20 protein-coding genes are annotated in these 16,010 nt (G+C 53.4%); 12 read left to right on the top strand and 8 right to left on the bottom strand.

Annotated features, from left to right (window positions below; all coding sequences use genetic code 11):
- Position 1: 1 nt before the first annotated feature.
- The gene (locus ABJ205_RS10685) at positions 2–307 is read right to left on the bottom strand and encodes an REDY-like protein HapK (protein WP_348157937.1); all 306 of its coding nucleotides are present in this window, start codon (positions 305–307) and stop codon (positions 2–4) included.
- A 197-nt stretch (positions 308–504) separates the two neighbouring features.
- Between ABJ205_RS10685 and ABJ205_RS10680 the strand changes: the two genes are divergently transcribed.
- The gene (locus tag ABJ205_RS10680; protein ID WP_348157934.1) at positions 505–867 is read left to right on the top strand and encodes a hypothetical protein; all 363 of its coding nucleotides are present in this window, start codon (positions 505–507) and stop codon (positions 865–867) included.
- Between the two features lie 6 nt (positions 868–873).
- Here ABJ205_RS10680 and ABJ205_RS10675 read toward each other — a convergent pair whose 3' ends face one another.
- From ABJ205_RS10675 to ABJ205_RS10655, 5 genes are read right to left on the bottom strand one after another with little or no spacing between them, the layout of a single operon-like run.
- Complete coding sequence (locus ABJ205_RS10675; RefSeq protein WP_348157931.1) at positions 874–1,800, bottom strand: polysaccharide deacetylase family protein; 927 nt, start codon at positions 1,798–1,800, stop codon at positions 874–876.
- Positions 1,797–1,946, bottom strand: coding sequence for a hypothetical protein (locus tag ABJ205_RS10670; protein ID WP_348157928.1), 150 nt, complete (start codon positions 1,944–1,946; stop codon positions 1,797–1,799). Before ABJ205_RS10670 ends, ABJ205_RS10675 begins: the two co-directional genes overlap by 4 nt.
- A 21-nt stretch (positions 1,947–1,967) precedes the next feature.
- Complete coding sequence (locus tag ABJ205_RS10665) at positions 1,968–2,186, bottom strand: hypothetical protein (protein ID WP_348157925.1); 219 nt, start codon at positions 2,184–2,186, stop codon at positions 1,968–1,970.
- 45 nt (positions 2,187–2,231) lie between these two features.
- Entirely contained in the window at positions 2,232–2,399 is a 168-nt protein-coding gene (locus tag ABJ205_RS10660; protein ID WP_348157922.1) for a hypothetical protein, read from the bottom strand.
- 30 nt (positions 2,400–2,429) lie between these two features.
- Positions 2,430–3,110, bottom strand: coding sequence for an isochorismatase family protein (locus ABJ205_RS10655; RefSeq protein ID WP_348157920.1), 681 nt, complete (start codon positions 3,108–3,110; stop codon positions 2,430–2,432).
- Positions 3,111–3,247: 137 nt separating this feature from the next.
- On the opposite strand from ABJ205_RS10655, the gene ABJ205_RS10650 reads away from it, so the two are divergent.
- Genes ABJ205_RS10650 through ABJ205_RS10620 form a run of 7 tightly spaced genes read left to right on the top strand, consistent with a single transcriptional unit; the run spans position 3,248 to position 10,770 of the window.
- Positions 3,248–4,621: a 3-isopropylmalate dehydratase large subunit gene (locus tag ABJ205_RS10650; RefSeq protein WP_348157917.1), complete on the top strand. Its 1,374-nt coding sequence runs from the start codon at positions 3,248–3,250 to the stop codon at positions 4,619–4,621.
- Complete coding sequence (gene leuD, locus ABJ205_RS10645) at positions 4,621–5,256, top strand: 3-isopropylmalate dehydratase small subunit (protein ID WP_348157915.1); 636 nt, start codon at positions 4,621–4,623, stop codon at positions 5,254–5,256. The genes ABJ205_RS10650 and leuD overlap by 1 nt, the downstream gene beginning before the upstream one ends.
- Positions 5,253–6,200 carry a hydroxymethylglutaryl-CoA lyase gene (locus tag ABJ205_RS10640; RefSeq protein ID WP_348157912.1) on the top strand — a complete coding sequence of 316 codons (948 nt, stop codon included), beginning with the start codon at positions 5,253–5,255 and terminating at the stop codon, positions 6,198–6,200. The genes leuD and ABJ205_RS10640 overlap by 4 nt, the downstream gene beginning before the upstream one ends.
- Entirely contained in the window at positions 6,197–7,390 is a 1,194-nt protein-coding gene (locus ABJ205_RS10635; protein ID WP_348157909.1) for a CaiB/BaiF CoA-transferase family protein, read from the top strand. The genes ABJ205_RS10640 and ABJ205_RS10635 overlap by 4 nt, the downstream gene beginning before the upstream one ends.
- A 28-nt stretch (positions 7,391–7,418) precedes the next feature.
- On the top strand, positions 7,419–8,354 hold the full coding sequence (locus ABJ205_RS10630; RefSeq protein ID WP_348157906.1) for a polysaccharide deacetylase: 936 nt from the start codon (positions 7,419–7,421) through the stop codon (positions 8,352–8,354).
- Positions 8,351–9,865 (top strand): aldehyde dehydrogenase family protein, encoded by a 1,515-nt coding sequence (locus ABJ205_RS10625; protein WP_348157903.1) that lies wholly within the window; start codon positions 8,351–8,353, stop codon positions 9,863–9,865. Before ABJ205_RS10630 ends, ABJ205_RS10625 begins: the two co-directional genes overlap by 4 nt.
- A gap of 29 nt (positions 9,866–9,894) precedes the next feature.
- Positions 9,895–10,770: a hypothetical protein gene (locus ABJ205_RS10620; protein ID WP_348510053.1), complete on the top strand. Its 876-nt coding sequence runs from the start codon at positions 9,895–9,897 to the stop codon at positions 10,768–10,770.
- Here ABJ205_RS10620 and ABJ205_RS10615 read toward each other — a convergent pair.
- Positions 10,767–11,048: a hypothetical protein gene (locus tag ABJ205_RS10615; RefSeq protein ID WP_348157898.1), complete on the bottom strand. Its 282-nt coding sequence runs from the start codon at positions 11,046–11,048 to the stop codon at positions 10,767–10,769. The genes ABJ205_RS10620 and ABJ205_RS10615 overlap by 4 nt on opposite strands.
- 447 nt (positions 11,049–11,495) lie before the next feature.
- On the opposite strand from ABJ205_RS10615, the gene ABJ205_RS10610 reads away from it, so the two are divergent.
- From ABJ205_RS10610 to ABJ205_RS10595, 4 genes are all read left to right on the top strand, one after another.
- The gene (locus ABJ205_RS10610; RefSeq protein ID WP_348157895.1) at positions 11,496–11,696 is read left to right on the top strand and encodes a hypothetical protein; all 201 of its coding nucleotides are present in this window, start codon (positions 11,496–11,498) and stop codon (positions 11,694–11,696) included.
- A 108-nt stretch (positions 11,697–11,804) separates the two neighbouring features.
- Positions 11,805–12,203 (top strand): hypothetical protein, encoded by a 399-nt coding sequence (locus ABJ205_RS10605; protein WP_348157893.1) that lies wholly within the window; start codon positions 11,805–11,807, stop codon positions 12,201–12,203.
- 286 nt (positions 12,204–12,489) lie between these two features.
- Complete coding sequence (locus tag ABJ205_RS10600; RefSeq protein ID WP_348157890.1) at positions 12,490–13,017, top strand: hypothetical protein; 528 nt, start codon at positions 12,490–12,492, stop codon at positions 13,015–13,017.
- Between the two features lie 210 nt (positions 13,018–13,227).
- On the top strand, positions 13,228–13,611 hold the full coding sequence (locus ABJ205_RS10595) for a hypothetical protein (RefSeq protein WP_348157887.1): 384 nt from the start codon (positions 13,228–13,230) through the stop codon (positions 13,609–13,611).
- Between the two features lie 95 nt (positions 13,612–13,706).
- Here ABJ205_RS10595 and ABJ205_RS10590 read toward each other — a convergent pair.
- A partial coding sequence (locus tag ABJ205_RS10590) for a hypothetical protein (RefSeq protein ID WP_348510052.1) occupies positions 13,707–16,010 on the bottom strand: 2,304 nt, incomplete at its 5' end.

The raw sequence follows: 16,010 nt of genomic DNA, 5'->3' as shown, positions 1-16,010 counted from the left end.
ATCAAAGTGCCTCTGTCAAAATGAATTCAGGGTCCTTGGCAAAATCCCCAAAGGCTGCTGCGACCTTTTGAAATACCTCGGTGGAGGTCTGCGCGCCAAAGGCATCCATGTCATTCACATCAATGATCTCGACATATTCATAGCTTGGTTTTGCATCTCCGCCCAGCACGCCAGTGGTCTTGAACACCTCAAACCTGTCGACGGATGGCAGCCCGTTCACGCCCGGGATATCGGTAGTTTTGGCCCAAGTTTCGTAGCTCGCGCGATTGACGCTGGGCTTGAGATTAAACAAAACAATGATTTTCACGGTGCCGTTCCCTTCGTTTAGGAAACAGCTAGTCAGTCGCTAGTAGACGCCTCGTAGATTCGGTCGATTTATCCGCAGAGCGAGAAAAACACGGCTGCATATGCAAGCACGAGACCGGTCTCGCCTATCGATTAAGCCGCAAACACTGTTGTTTGCCCTTTTAGCGGCATGACCACTTCGATCGGAGAAAATGGATTATGAGCGGCGATGAACTGGATTGGATCTCGCTCGCAGGCAAAAAGGCGAAAGGCAAGCGTCCTCAATATTTTGACGCACCCGAATCCGAACGGATGCTTTCGATCTTGATGGCCGTGGTTGCCGAGGTGTCGGTTGTACGCGAAAGGCTCGACACAATCGAACGGCTCTTGGATCAAAAGGGCACCATCAATCGTGATGACATCGAAAGCTATACACCCGATCGTGATGCCGCATTTGAACGAGGCCTAAGCACCCGAGAATATATCGCCCGCGTGATGCGCGGGGTTCAGCAAAATGTCGAAGCCATGCGGGAAAACGAACCCGATCTGGAGCAGGTCAGCAAAGATATTCGGGACAGTTGATTGCAACTAACTGCAGCTGGATTCCCATTGTTTGAGAAGAGAGGCGCCGGTGGCAAAGCGAATATCAGGATTGGCAGAAAGATCTGCGATCAATCTCTCCAACACTCCGATGCGGAACGGCAGCCCGCTGATATAGGGCGTCAATTGAAGTAGCAGAAGACGGCCACCATGCTCGCCGGCTTCGGTCAGAAGCCAATCACTGCCGTCTCGAATTTGCTCCGCAAAGCTGTCAATTGAGTGCTGCTGGACGTTGATTATCTGCCGATCAGACAATTCATGGTTGAGCGGGATATTCGTTGTCGGGCCGCTTTGGGTGTCGAAACGATTGGGCACTTCATCATTGCCCCAATCACACATGTATTTTGCGCCAGCTTCCACCAAAAGCCACGGAGTGTTGAAGCTTTGCGAACGCGCAATGGAAAGCCACCCTCGTGGCCGCTGCCCGGTTGCTTTTTCAATCGTATCGAAACTGTGAATGATCAGTCTGCGCTCGACCTCTTCATCCATCCCGCCCGCGATCGTGCCATTCATATCAACCGAATGTGCTATGATTTCGTGGCCGGCGGAGATGATATCGCCCGCCAGTTCCGGATAACGTTCTGCCACTGCCGCATTCATCGCGATTGATATTGTGATCCCGCATTTCTCAAACGCATCAAGCAGCCGGTAGATACCGATCCGAGTTCCGTATTCGCGTGCGGTGTAATGGCGGTAATCTGGGTAAGCAGTCTGCATATGGCCGGGCGCGCGAAAAGGATCATCGCTTGGAACCATCGGGAAATATTCCAGACTGACAACCGGCCAGATCAACAGCTTCTCACCATTGGCCCATTGGGTTTTGGGACGTGTGAAAAAGTTGCTGTAGGGATAAAAATCATGATCCATCCCCTCCCGGCGTTTTAGGTAGATCAGATATTCGGGATCAAGGCTCATTTTTGCCGCTCCTTGAAGTTGTCTACGATATCGCCCGCTTTGGTAATCCATGCTCGCCCGTCTCGGCTGATATAATCAAGCACACGCTCAAAGGCGCCAATCCGGTGCGGTTGACCGATCAGATAGCTGTGTAGCGGTATGCACATGACTGTGCCCGAAGCGGCGCCTTAATCTGCCAGCCGGTCAAATTGTCGGATCAGAGATTCCGCATATTCTCGCGGCGACATATTGTAGATGAAGAAACCAAAATGGTCGTTCACCTCCAAAGAGTATGGGATCGCGGTTAGCGAACCCTTTGTTACTTTAATCTGGGTCGGTTGACCAGTTGTCCGCTCCACCGTTTCTATCGAATCTTCGATAATCGCGCGTTCTTGCGCTTCGTCCATGCCATAGGAATACCGCGTGTTGTAAATGCCATGACTGAAGAACTCTCAGCCGCACGCATTGGCATCGGCTACGACTTCTGGGATATGGTCACAAAGTGCGACTGAGAGGCTGACCGAGCTCGTAATATTCCAGATTGGGGGCGATCCAAACAGCGCAGGTCTTTCCATCAGGCCATTGGATTTTGGACCGACCACCATACGGGGCGTAATCATACAGGCCCGGATCGCTCAATTCTCTTGGTATTAGCGCGCCTCCAGCCAATCGACCACTGCGCTGACCGGTTCCACATCAGCATATTTGATTTGCAGGTCAGTGAGATTGGCAAAATGATAACTTTCATGTTTATCCGCGCAGGTCTCAATCGGGACAATAGTGCGGTACCCAAAACTCAATGCGTCTACTGCGGTCGCCCTGACACAGCCTGAAGTTGAGCCGCCCGTAACCACAACAGTGTCAACCTTGTGCCACGTCAGATAACTGGCGAGCTGCGTTTCAAAAAAGGCGCTCGGCATACGTTTCGTGTAACACAAATCATCGCTCCCGATATCGCAGCGCGGGTCAAATTCGTGCCGCGGTGATCCATAGCGAATGTTCTGAAGTGAGTCCTCTGTATCAGTACGCGTGCCCCAAACCCCCGCGTCACTGGCATCATCTTTATAGGCTACCCTACTCCAAATGACCGGCATTCCTTTGGCGCGGGCCATTGTCGAAATAGTGTTGATGTATTCGATTTGTCTCGGATCGGTTTCATAGGCAGTCTTGAATAGATCAGTCCGCGTGTAAGCCTGCTGCACATCGACATTCACAATTGCGAGGCGTTGTCCAAAACCAAACTTCTTGCGTGCAGGATTCGAAATCAGCTCGTCAAATATCTGCCGCGCTGTGCGACCATCCCGAACCATCGTGGTACCAATTTGCGTCATTCTGCACCTCCTGCATATCGATTTGAGCTATGCTTTGCCCAGATGCAGACGCGGAGGTTCACGGGAAATTTGCTCGCACAGCGAGCATTTGGCCGAGATCAGTGTATTTTACCGGTGTGATTGTTGCGAACAGGGCCATGTCCAAGACACTGTTCGACAAAATCTGGGATCGCCACACGGTAGCGCCGATCATGCAGGGCGGCGCTCTGATCGCGATCGACCGGATATTCCTACACGAACGCACTGGAGCCGTTGCGCTCAACTCGCTGGCTGCGGCAGGACGTCAACCGAGTGATCCGTCGAGGGTGTTTTGCGTGATGGACCATATCGTCGACACTAGGCCCGGACGCAGTGACAAAACCCTTATACCCGGCGGACAGGCCTTCATTTCGGAAACACGCGAAGCTGCGAAAAGAGCAGGAATCCATCTGTTTGACGTGACCGATCCAGATCAGGGGATCACGCATGTCATATCTCCTGAACTGGGCATAGTCTTGCCAGGCTGCACATTGATTACACCTGATAGCCACACTTGCACCCAAGGAGCCTTTGGCGCGTTAGCGTGGGGGGTGGGTTCATCTGATGCTGAACATGCAATGGCCACGGGGACATTGCGGCTAAAACGGCCCAAAACAATGCGAGTTGAGTTTACAGGAACTCCTAGTCAGGGCGTAACAGCAAAGGATTTGATCCTAGCTCTTATTGCAGAACATTCAGCGTCTGGCGGGGCGGGCTGCGTCATCGAATTTTGCGGTTCAACCGTCCGTTCCCTTTGCATGGAAGCGCGGATGACCCTGTGCAACATGGCCACCGAATTCGGCGCCATGACCGCAATCATCGCTCCAGATGGGAAGACGTTTGATTATCTTGAGAACCGCCGCTTTGCCCCAAAAGGGAAACTCTGGGATGCGGCACTTACAGATTGGCAAGATCTACATTGCGATGAGAACGCTCAATTTGATTGTGAAATTGTCATTGACGCAGCCAAGCTTGCGCCCATGATCAGCTGGGGAACAAGCGTCGATGCCACCATCCCAATCACAGGTTGCGTCCCCAGCAATGCCGACAAAGCGGTTCTCGAATACATCGCGTTGGAACGCGGTCAGCAGCTGATAGGCACCTCGATTGATGCCGCCTTCATTGGCAGTTGCACCAATGCCCGGCTCAGCGACCTTCGCCGGGCCGCCAAAATACTCAAGGACCGAACAGTATCTGCTGGGATCACAGCGATCTGCGTGCCGGGTTCATCAGAAGTAAAACGGTCGGCCGAACGCGAAGGGCTGGACCAGATATTTTTGGATGCTGGCTTTGAATGGCGTGAGAGTGGATGTTCAATGTGTTTCTTTGCAGGGGGCGAGAGCTTTGCGGAAGGTGCGCGCGTGATCAGTTCAACCAATCGCAATTTTCAGAGCCGGCAAGGTGTCTCGGTGAAAACGCATATCGCCAGCCCGGAAACCGTCGCAGCAAGTGCAGTTCGTGGCGCTATCACTGACCATCGGGAGCTGAATTGATGCCCCGTCCATTCACCAGTCTTAGGTCACGTGCAATTCCGATGCTAACGGTCAATATTGACACTGACCAGATTATCCCCTCACGCGAAATGCGCAGCACCGGAAAAACGGGGCTGGCGAAAGGCCTATTTGCCGGTTGGCGCTATCTGTCTGGAACTGACTATGAGCCAGATCCAGCTTTTATGCTCAACCACGCGGAATTTGCAGGCGCCGGCATTCTACTCGCTGGAGAAAACTTCGGGTGCGGCTCCAGCCGCGAACACGCTGTCTGGGCGTTGGCGGAATATGGGATCCGAACCATCATTGCGCCAAGCTTTGCGCCGATTTTTCAAAACAATTGCTCGCGAAACGGCTTACTCTGCATTGCTCTATCCGAGAGGGCGATTGAAGAAATTTCGCAATTAGATGGCGAATTGACTGTCGATCTATCGACTCAAAAAATCGCTCTTTCGGGCGGGACTTTTTGGGGTTTTGAAATCGATGACGAGGCCAAAGCCATACTGACGAGCGGGCTCGAACCAATAGATCTGACCCTGAAACACTCAGCTTCAATCGCCAATTGGCAGGCCGCAGATGCAAAAGAACGCCCTTGGATCTATTTGAACCCGCAAGATCAACAGGGTCATCTTTCGTGAGCACAAAGGTAACAATCAGCGAAGTCGGCCCGCGCGATGGCCTCCAAAGCCTTGCCCAAGTAATGCCGTTAAGCGCCAAGAAAGCATGGATTGCAGCGGAAGCCGCAGCCGGTGTTGGCGAGATTGAAGTTGGCAGTTTTGTTCCCAAAAAGCTCTTGCCGCAAATGGCAGACACGGCCCAATTGGTCGCATTTGCCAAGACCTTGCCAAATCTTGAGGTTGCGGTGCTTGTGCCCAACCTTAGAGGAGCGGAACGAGCCATTGAGGCGGGCGCAGATAAAATCTCGATACCCTTTTCGATGTCGGAAACGCACAGCCTTAACAATGTCCGCAAAAACCATGCCCGAATGCTGGAAGAGATCCGGGCAATCGCAGATCTTGTAAACCAGCAACCAACCAAATCGCGCCCCTATTTCGAAGTCGGCCTGTCGACTGCTTTCGGCTGCACTATGGAGGGGCCAATTTCGGCGGACGCGGTCACTCGATTGGCGGAAAAAACCATCGCGGCAGGTGCGATGGAATTGTGCCTTTCGGATACGACTGGCTATGCTAATCCGGCGCAAGTGCGCAACCTGTCAAAGCAGGTCAAAAACGCCGTGGGGGCTAACAAACTGAATTCCCTACATCTGCACAATACGCGCGGTTTAGGGCTGGCAAATGTCGTCGCCGGGTTAGAGGCTGGCATCACAACATTCGATGCCTCACTTTGTGGGTTAGGTGGATGTCCATTTGCGCCGGGTGCGTCTGGAAACATTGTCACCGAGGATCTCGCCTTCATGCTCAACGCTATGGGCCTAGATTGCGGAATTGACCTCGATGCTTTGCTTAAAGTTCGAACCATTCTTGCCAATGCTCTGCCGGATGAACCGCTGTATGGTTTCACGGCTGATGCAGGCGTACCATTGGGGTATCTAAGCTCTAGCCAGTCGGCAGCGGCATCATGACTGATACCGCCACACCTAGCCCTTTAAGCGGTCTTAAGGTCGTTGAGTTCACTCACATGGTCATGGGGCCGACCGTTGGCGCAATCTTGGCATCGCTGGGTGCGCAGGTCACGCGTGTAGAACCAATCGGAGGTGATCGAACACGTGACCTTCGCGGATCGGGCGCTGGCTACTTCCCCATGTATAACCGGCACAAATCGAGCATTTGCCTCGATCTTAAACATCCATCCGGCAAGAAAGTCGCGCGCGAATTGGTTGAAGGTGCCGATATACTTGTTGAGAACTACCGTCCTGGAGCGATGGATCGCCTAGGCCTTGGATATGAGGATTGTTCAACGAGCAACAGCCGATTGATCTACTCCTCCCAGAAAGGGTTCCTGCCCGGCCCTTACGAAAACCGTACCGCTCTTGACGAGGTAGCTCAAATGATGGGGGGACTGGCCTATATGACTGGCCCTCCTGGCCAACCGCTGCGCGCAGGGGCCAGCGTGATTGATGTCACAGGGGGCATGTTCGGCGTTATCGGCATCCTAGCAGCTGTTGAAGAGCGTCACCGGACCGGAAAAGGACAGAAAGTCCAATCATCGCTTTTCGAAACCACAGCCTATCTCGTGGGTCAGCATATGGCGCAATTGGCTGTTACTGGAGCATCCGCAAAGCCCATGCCAGTGCGCGTGTCGGCATGGGCAATATACGATGTTTTTGAGACTAAAGATGAACCGCTCTTTATCGGAATTGTTACCGATGCGCTGTGGAAGAAATTCTGCGATATCTTTGATTTCGAAGAACTTTGGTCGGACGGGTCCTTGCGCGAAAACAATGCCCGTGTCGCAGCCCGCGGCAAGATCATGCCGCAAGTCTGCGCAATAATGAAGACGATGACGAAGGCGGAAATTATCGCAAAACTCGATGGGACAGGTATTCCTTTCGCTCCAATCAGCAAACCCGATGACTTGTTTAATGACCCGCATCTGATTGCGTCCGGCGCGCTGGAAAAAGTCAACATGCCGGATGGCACACAAACCGCTCTGCCAGCTCTCCCAATTGAAATGGATGGGCAATTGGTCGCACGTGACGCCAGCCTATCAACAGCCAGCGCCAACGCCGCACAAATTCTAACCGAATTGGGATATTCCGAAGAAGGAATAAAAGAACTGGTAGCCGATGGAGCGACCCAAATTGACCAGTAAGCAAACAAAATCTTGATGAGAGTGCACCATGTTTGAATATGATTTTACTCCGATAACCCAGCGCGGCAAACTGGAATGGCCCGGCAATGCGCGGGTAGCGTTGATCATAACCATCAATCTGGAAACATGGGACCTTACCAAAGATACTGATCAACCCTATTATGCGGGCGGGCCAGCCTTGCTTCCAAATATGTTGGCCGGGCGGATCCCCGACTATCCCAATTTCAGCTGGCGCGAATACGGTCAGCGAGTAGGTGTCTGGCGCATTATCGACATGCTCGATGAATTGGGAGCCAAGGCAAGCTGCACGACGAATGCGGTGACATTCGAACGCCGCTGCGCAATGACAGATGCCTGCCTTGATCGAGGCTGGGAATTAATCGCACATAATTTTGAGCAAGGCGAACTGCTAACCGATTTCCACGACGACCCAGATTCAGAACGAGATATAATTCGGCGCTCAATCGACATCTACGAAAAACACGTCGGCAAGCGCCCGAAAGGCTGGCTCTCGTCAAGCCTTCGCGGCACTCTCAACACCCCTACAATTTTGGCTGAAGAAGGGTTCAAATTCTACTGTGACATCATGAACGATGATCAGCCTTACATGATCAGAACAGATGCGGGGGCGCTTGTCGCTGTTCCCTATTCCAATGTGATCAATGACTTCACCATCGTGACCCGCAACAATCGCACCACCGATCAGTATCGCGACCTGTTGATCGAAGAATTATCCGTGCTGCACAAAGAGGGCGCGACCCAGCCACGGATCATGAATGTCGGGCTCCATCCGCATGTTTCAGGCCGCGCGCATATGATCCGTGCATTGCAGGAATTCATCGAATTTGCACAAAGCCTTGATGGTATTTGGTGGCCAACACGCGAAGAACTCGCCGAGCACTATGCCAACAACCATCACGATCATATCCCTGGGCAACTGACGTCAAAAGGAAGCGAAGCATGACCCAGAAATCCGTTGCTGAGATTGCGCCAGGCGAAGCGGCCCAAGCGTTTCTAAGCCAAAGTCCACACAAACTGTTTGTCGGCGGCGAATGGATCAATGCGAGCACCGGTGAGCACTTCGCTACGCATGATCCCGCAACCGGGGACGTGATCGGACAAATCGCAAAAGGTGCTGCGGAAGATGTTGATAGAGCAGTGCTCGCCGCGCGAACAGCATTCGACACAGGGCCTTGGAATGCAACCAGTCCGATGGAGCGCAGCGCCATTCTTCACAGGATCGCAGATCTAATCGAAGCCAATATCGACGAGCTCGCTGAATTGGAAACCCTTGACCAAGGTAAAGCGCTCTATGTCGGGCGCTGGGCCGAAATCCCGGGTGCCGCTGCGCAATTTCGCTACTTTGCTGGCCTAGCTCCCGCAATCGAAGGCGCCTCGATCCCAACTTCGATAACCTATCAACCAGAGGGTAAGGAAATTTTCGCCTACACCCGCAAGGAAGCAGTCGGCGTGGTGGGCGCGATTGTGCCATGGAACAGCCCTCTGGTTCTGACAGCCATGAAACTCGCCCCCGCCTTGGCAGCGGGCTGCACCATTGTATTGAAACCAGCCGAAGACACTTCGCTTACCGCTATTAGACTTGTCGAATTGATAGCTGAGGCAGGCTTGCCTAAAGGTGTCATCAATCTGGTTACAGGCCTTGGTTCAGCAGCAGGCGCACGGCTTGCCGCGCACCCGCAAGTAGATAAGATTGCGTTCACCGGATCAACTTCTACCGGAAAGGCAATCGTTGAAGCTTCCCAAGGCAACCTTAAGCGGGTCACTTTGGAACTTGGCGGTAAATCACCGGTCATCATTATGCCTGATGCGGATCTTTCCACAGCGATCCCGGGCGCTGCCAATGCTATCTTCTTTAACGGCGGTCAGGTCTGCATTGCCGGCTCCCGTCTCTATGTGCATTCAAGCCTATATGATCAGGTCGTCGCCGGAATTGTCGAGATTGCCCAGTCGATCAAGCTTGGCCATGGGCTCGCTCCTGATACACAGATGGGCCCACTCGTCTCACCGCAACACGCTGCAAAAGTTGCCAGCTATGTTCAGAGCGCCCTCGATGACGGCGGCACGGTGCATTGTGGCGGCAAAGTTTCGGGACCGAATGCCAGCTTTGTCGAACCAACCGTGATCACCGACTTGCCCGGAAATGCGGCGGCAGCATGTGAAGAAATCTTCGGCCCTGTCTTAGTCATCCAATCCTTCGAAACCACCGACCAAGTTGTTGCGGCCGCCAACGACAGTGAATTTGGCCTTGCCGCCGGAATTTGGTCCGAAGGGCTCTCCAACGCAACGCGGTTGGCCAATCGCCTGGCTGCTGGGACCGTCTGGATCAACAGCCACGCAATGTATGATGCTTCGCTTCCAATTGGAGGAACCAAGCAGTCGGGATATGGCAGGGACAGCGGTCAGGCCGCCCTGGAAAACTACCTCGAATTGAAGACCGTTTGCGCCGTTGTATGACTAGCGCCAGTCTCAAGCATGGAAGCATAGTGTGCGTAACAGCGACTGTCCCCAATTTGGCTTTGGCGCTTGAGGATTATTGCGGCCGTCTTGGTCTGAAGCTGGTCTCGGAAAACTTTGTCTCGCAAGCAGATGCCGCATCGTGGCGAGCAGACAAAGTTGCGGGTCACAAACAAGCCGTGCTCCAACACCAATCTGGTGCACCCAGCTTCATTCGCCTTGTCGAACAGCCGCTTCCCGCAGGCTTTCGGGCAACCAGCAGCTATGGTTGGGCCGCGTTCGAACTGAGCGTGGAAGATGCGTTTTCATGGCCCGATCGGTTAAAGGGCAGCGGCTTCAATATTGTTGGGCCGCCGCGGCATATTACCGGGCTCGACCACCTCATTGCCATGCAAATGGTCGGTAACGGGCAGGAGATGGTCTATCTAAACGAAGTTCGCGATGACACGCCGACAACTGATCTTCCTCGGGCGAAATGCCCTGTAGACGCGGCCTTTATCTGCATTCTCGCGGCGCATGATCGGACCGCGGCATTGCGTTGGTATTGCGACAATTTGGGTTTGGACGAAAACGAAACCCACACCATCCCTTATTCATCAATCAACCGGGCATTTGGGTTGAGCGATGACCATATGACCAGTCTCACTATGGTTCATAACAAACGGATGCCCATCATCGAAATTGACGGCTATCCCGGCCAAACAATCAAAAGGCCGGTTGAGGTGGGTCATCTGCCGCCCGGTAACGCAATTGTGACGCTTGGAGTCGCAGACCTTGACCAAATCACGCTTGCTCCTCTCACCCCCGTCCGGCGAGTTGCCGCAGCGCCCTATTTGGGTCGCCGGACTGCCACCTATCTTGGCAACGAGGGTGAGCTTCTAGAGCTCATAGATTTAGTGACTTAGCTCTCGAGAATTCCGCCTTCGTGATCGACCGCGCCACAGGTAATGCGTTTCGCCATTGATCTTAACGAACATCTCTTCGACGCGTCAGCATGTGAAGAATACGATGCATCCTCGTCGCCCTCCACAAATTTAAGGATGGTCTCGTCCCACACCTTAGCGAATGAGAGATAGTCCTTGGGCTCGATCGCTGCTCCATAGATCGCATCAAGAAGCGCTAATTGATTGCGGCTCTCATCGTCCATCGTGATCGTGCCCTCACCCAGAGAATACCTCAACATAACATCAGCGTCACGCCTCGTCTTATACCAAATGGTAGATGCGGCATTTCCTTCGATCCAATAGTTCTCTTCAGTGCGGTCGATATTCGAGGACTAGGCTCAACGACATGGACTTTTTGCAGAAGCGCTACGCCTACTCCTCACCTATCAAATTGGTCGCATGCCAAACTGTTGGAGAATTGTCTTGAAAGCCAGGTCATTGCGCCGAACTTTGCTTGCCTCAATCAATGCAAGAGTTGTCTTCCTTACCTCTCCTTTTTGGCTAGGCAACGCGCCAGAGTGCGATGAAAACTGGAGGGGCTGACGGGATGCTAGGCAATGCCGATGATCTAACTGGTACAACAGGTTGTGGTGTTGGTGGCTCCGTAACTGGAGACAGCGGCTCCACCAAGGGGCGCGTCGGCGCCAACTGCATTTTTAACTGATTACACGGAAGGAAACGGCATCATGGCAATCAACGTACCAACTTCAGTCGTTATTTCTGCGGCGCTGGTTCTAGGCGCGTGTGGTTCGCCAAATGAACCCTCGGAATTGGGCGGATCTGACTATCCAGTTACCGAGGAGCCAGCCGTAGAGGAAGTGGTTGAAGTTCCTAGAAAAGAAAGTGCTCTACCATCAGGCGTCACAGTCGAAAGCTTTCGTCCCTGACTTACAACTATATTTAGCGTTGGCCGTGATGAAAAGCGGATCGGCTGCGGACAGCGCGACTATTCACTGCAAGATTTTGAGTACACGGCCGAAGGTGATGCTCGCTCATTGACGGCGATCAAAATTATTCTCCGATCGAATGACACCAGCACCTGTAACCGGCGCGAGAACCTCGTCAAATCATCATGTGACGCGCCCTCATCTGCGGGTGGCTTGCCCGAGTTGATCACAATCGTCGGTTCATCGCCCAGCCTAGTGGAGCTGCGCGGTGCCAGTCAGATGCAATCGACTTTCGACGCGGCTGAGCTGACCGGGGGTGATCTGTCCGCCACTGCGCTGATGAGATGCAGTATCGACCCTAAGAGCGCGAACACACCTGAAGGACGTAACGGTTTCCGCCTGATGTGCGGGCCTACTGATATCGCCGGGATCACCAACTTCTCGGTCCTTCCCGGCGAAAACAAGCAAGCGAATATGAGTCTTGATCTCACGGTTATCGAGGATTGAACCAACACGCACGAAGGCATCCAACCAGAGCGGGCTTCATGGAAAGGGCTGTTATGAATGTTAGGAAATCAACTATCGCGATTGGTGCAGGCGCTATACTTGCCTCGGGAATCACTTATCCTGCCAGTTCAGAGCAATCGACAGGCGCAGTGACGCGATCCGCGATGCATTGAAGCCAAGCGTTCGCCCTACAGTCATTAATCCAGCAAGAGCTGATATTGACGTCCAAGTGCGTGCAACCCTTAGCCCCCTCTGTAAAGAACAGCGCTTGGCATTGGCAAGATCCATGGCTGAGGCCAAGATTACAGGAATCAGCGCGCCAACCCATTTGGAAATTGAAAAGGGTCAATTTGAAGTTCCATTGAAGGTAAAAGGAATAGTCAATGGTCCCGTGAGATGGCGTCCAGGCGCCAGCTTATTTCTAAACACGCTTAGCGTGCAGACAGGTCTACTTATTGAGCGAGGAAACGCTGAAACCAGAGTCGTTTCAAGTGGGGCATTCGGCCTGGAATTGACACGCCCGCGAGCAAACCCGTCAAGGTACTATCTGGTCGAGGTGTATTATGATGGAGCTTCCGCTTCCAATGCCAATCTTCTTTATGTCCGAGACGGGCAAGTGAAGCAGGAAGAAGTTCAATTGGAATATGCAGATTCGGGAGTGATTTCGTTTCTGGTCGACGCGGAAATGAGGCGTTCAATCAACAACAACAGTAGTTATCACCTCAACAATAACTCTCCTAACCCACTGATTCAGATTACGATTCCCAACTGCACCCTTAGCATCAAAACAGTATCGATCAGTCCGGTGCGTTGAGCATTAAATCGACCGGATTGACCACAGTTACTGCTGATAACGAGCACCAAGAAGTGGTCCACCAGCATTAGGCAATTCGTCTGAGATAAAGGAAAATGTGCAATGAGGTCAGATCACATGACCATGCTCAAGCGGGTCACCGTCGCCACGCTGTTCTTGCTTACGGCAGCGTTCCTTACTTGCAGCCTCAAGAACTAGGAGGGACGCGAAATGGCAGATACTTCTGTTCGAATTCCGTTGGTGAACGGCGAATACGAGGGACTGGTGAGAGCACGCTTTATCCCAGGAGGATACCCGCGCAATGCCGACCCAATTCCCGACGTGAGCGGGTATGCATGCCGGATGGAGCTGCGCTGGGAATGCACCTCATCGAATGGCGGAACGTCAGAATGTGCGCGTCTGCTATCGCCCAGCGATAGCGCAAGACCACGGCCCAGCGATGTCTTGTTTCAAACCGATCCCGACAATCCTCCAATTTCTCAAATCGAGGGCGTTATCGACCCAGAAACAGCGATTCAATTAGCAAGCGCCAAAATTGCACGAAAGAATAGGCATAGGCGTTCTGTATCACTCATATCGGTGCTGTTAGTCTAACCCGCACTCGTCTCCGATACGCAGAACATGCCCTACCCTCAGAACTCCGATACACAACAAGTACAGTAGTCTGACAACACCGTCTGACAGCACCCTTAGCAGCCGTTTTCTCCGCCTTCTTCAACGCAATCCTCGTCAGTCCAAAAGTCTTCGTTGCCAACGCCAGTAACGGGGTCGTCAATCAGGACGGTTTCGGAGGAATCTATCTCTGCCCTTGAACCGAAGAAACCAAACTCCTGCGCCTCTAAGGAAGCGGGCGGATCAATCGCTGGTTCGGATTGATCCGCCAGTGCTTCGACAACATCACGCGTCTCAGAATTGGTTTGAGCAATTTCATCCGGGATATCGACCGGTGTGGGCGTTGGCGACGGAGAGGGCGTCGGGGCTGGCACCGAGGTGGGCGGTGGCGTTGGCGTTGGCGTTGGTGGTGGCGTTGGCGTTGGTGGTGGCGGCGGCGTTGGCGAGGGCGGCGTACCAGTCGCCGCAATACAGCTGGCGGGATTGCTCACCAGGCATCCATTGATGGTCGAGGCTGCGTCAAATGTGCTGGTCACGTTGGTTGCGGCAATCGCGCCAAGTCCCGTTTGACCGTTTACCACGCCATTAATCACGATCGGCTGAACCGTACCTCCGCTATCGGAAATAGTGAGAGCGTTGACGGTGATCCCACGCCGTCCATCATTGTCAGTGTCAGCCGATGTGTTCTGGATGAACACCTGGCTGGCGATTGTATCAATGTTGAGGGTATCCGCGCGCAAAACGCCATCGGGGCGGTCAACCCCATCATTCAATGCCAAGCGCGCATCGACATCTGCCAAATCCATGCCCTGAATGTCGGCGAAGGCCGCATCGGTTACCGCGAGCAGATCGCTTGCAACAAGATCAATGGTGCCTGTGATTGTGCCATTCGCGTCAAGGACGTGGAGACCGCCGGTCACATTATCAATGCGAAGAAGATCGACTGTTTCAGCGCTAAGCAGCGTCGCAAGCGTCGCATTGGTCACCCCAACATTGCCGTTGAATACAATGTCACGGCTTGATTGGAAAGTAATGCTGCCGTTCTGCCCGATGTTCTGACCAGACACGCTCGAACCATCGCCTGCGATCACATCAAGATCGCCCGCAGTGATCAGAGCATCGCCGCCTGCCGATAGCGGTTGAACTCTGAAAAGCACGCTTCCGGCAGAATGGATGCGAGAAAATTCGTCATTGTCGATCTCGAACACGCCCAAATTGCTAGCTGAACCGCCAATGCGGGCTTCTTCGAACGCATTGATCGTGATGCTTTGCGTGGAGATCGCATCGCCCAAAGCGCCGTTGTCTGAGATCGCGATATCATTCGCGCCGACACTCACATTTGCGCCCCCCGCCAAGGCATCAATGGCGAGCAGACCGCCTGCATCAATCATCAAATCGCCGCCTGCGTTAACTTGCCCACTCAAAGTCAAATCATTGGCTGAGACCAGAGCAATGTCTTGCGTGGCACCGACCGACTGAATGAAAAGATCACCGGCCGTTGAAACATCGACCCCGCCGCCGCTGGCGGTTGCATCAAGGATCAGGTCGTCGACAGTCTGGATCAACACCGACTGAGCAGAAATGGTTACTAGATCTTCGACATCTGCATTACTCGTGATCGCAGCGGTTCCATTGATCGCCGTGAAAAGGGCATTCTCGGCTTCAATCCGGTCGACCGAAACGCCCATATCGCCCGATATGCGCGTAAGTGTACCTGCATCGCGGATTGCATCGAGCGTTACTGCACCGCCAGCATCAATATCGATGCTCTGATTTGAAACCAGAGTCGAACCTGGCTGTGCGGCGATGTCCCCACCTGAATCGATCAACAATTGACCATCGGCAACAATCGTATCGAACGCGTCGGTGTTGCCGGAATGACTGATGAGAAGATTGCCAGCGGCATTCAGGTCAGCGGTTCCACCAACAATAAGCTGTGCATCGCCCACAGGCATAATGCGCGCATCACCCGAACTGGCATTGAGCGTCAGATTGCCCGAGATGTTCCCGCTGTTGATGGCCGCGCTCGCACCGGTGATGATGATGTTGGTGGCTGGCATGGCCTCATTGACGGCAGCATCGGCTGTGGCAGTGACATTGATTGCACCTACATCGGTGGAGATCATTCCCGCATCGATACTGCCGCCGGTAAGGTTAAGAGCATCCAGCGAGGTCGCACTGTCAATCGACAGAAGGCCGCCTGCATTGAGCGTGATCGCATCACTGCCGCCCACAGCGACGTTGCCAATCGAGGTATCGACAGAGCCGCCAGTAATATCGCCGCTCGCGCTGAACTGAAGATTGCCATTGCTCGTGCTGGCGCTGTCAAAGGTGAGATCCCCGTCAACATCGAGCGTAAATGTGCTGCCTGCGGTGATCGA

The sequence above is a fragment of the Erythrobacter sp. genome (assembly GCF_039988855.1).
In the GTDB taxonomy this organism is placed as follows: Bacteria; Pseudomonadota; Alphaproteobacteria; order Sphingomonadales; family Sphingomonadaceae; genus Erythrobacter.
The sequence above is the reverse complement of the archived record's forward strand: the minus strand, read 5'-3'. Positions and strand labels throughout refer to the sequence as shown.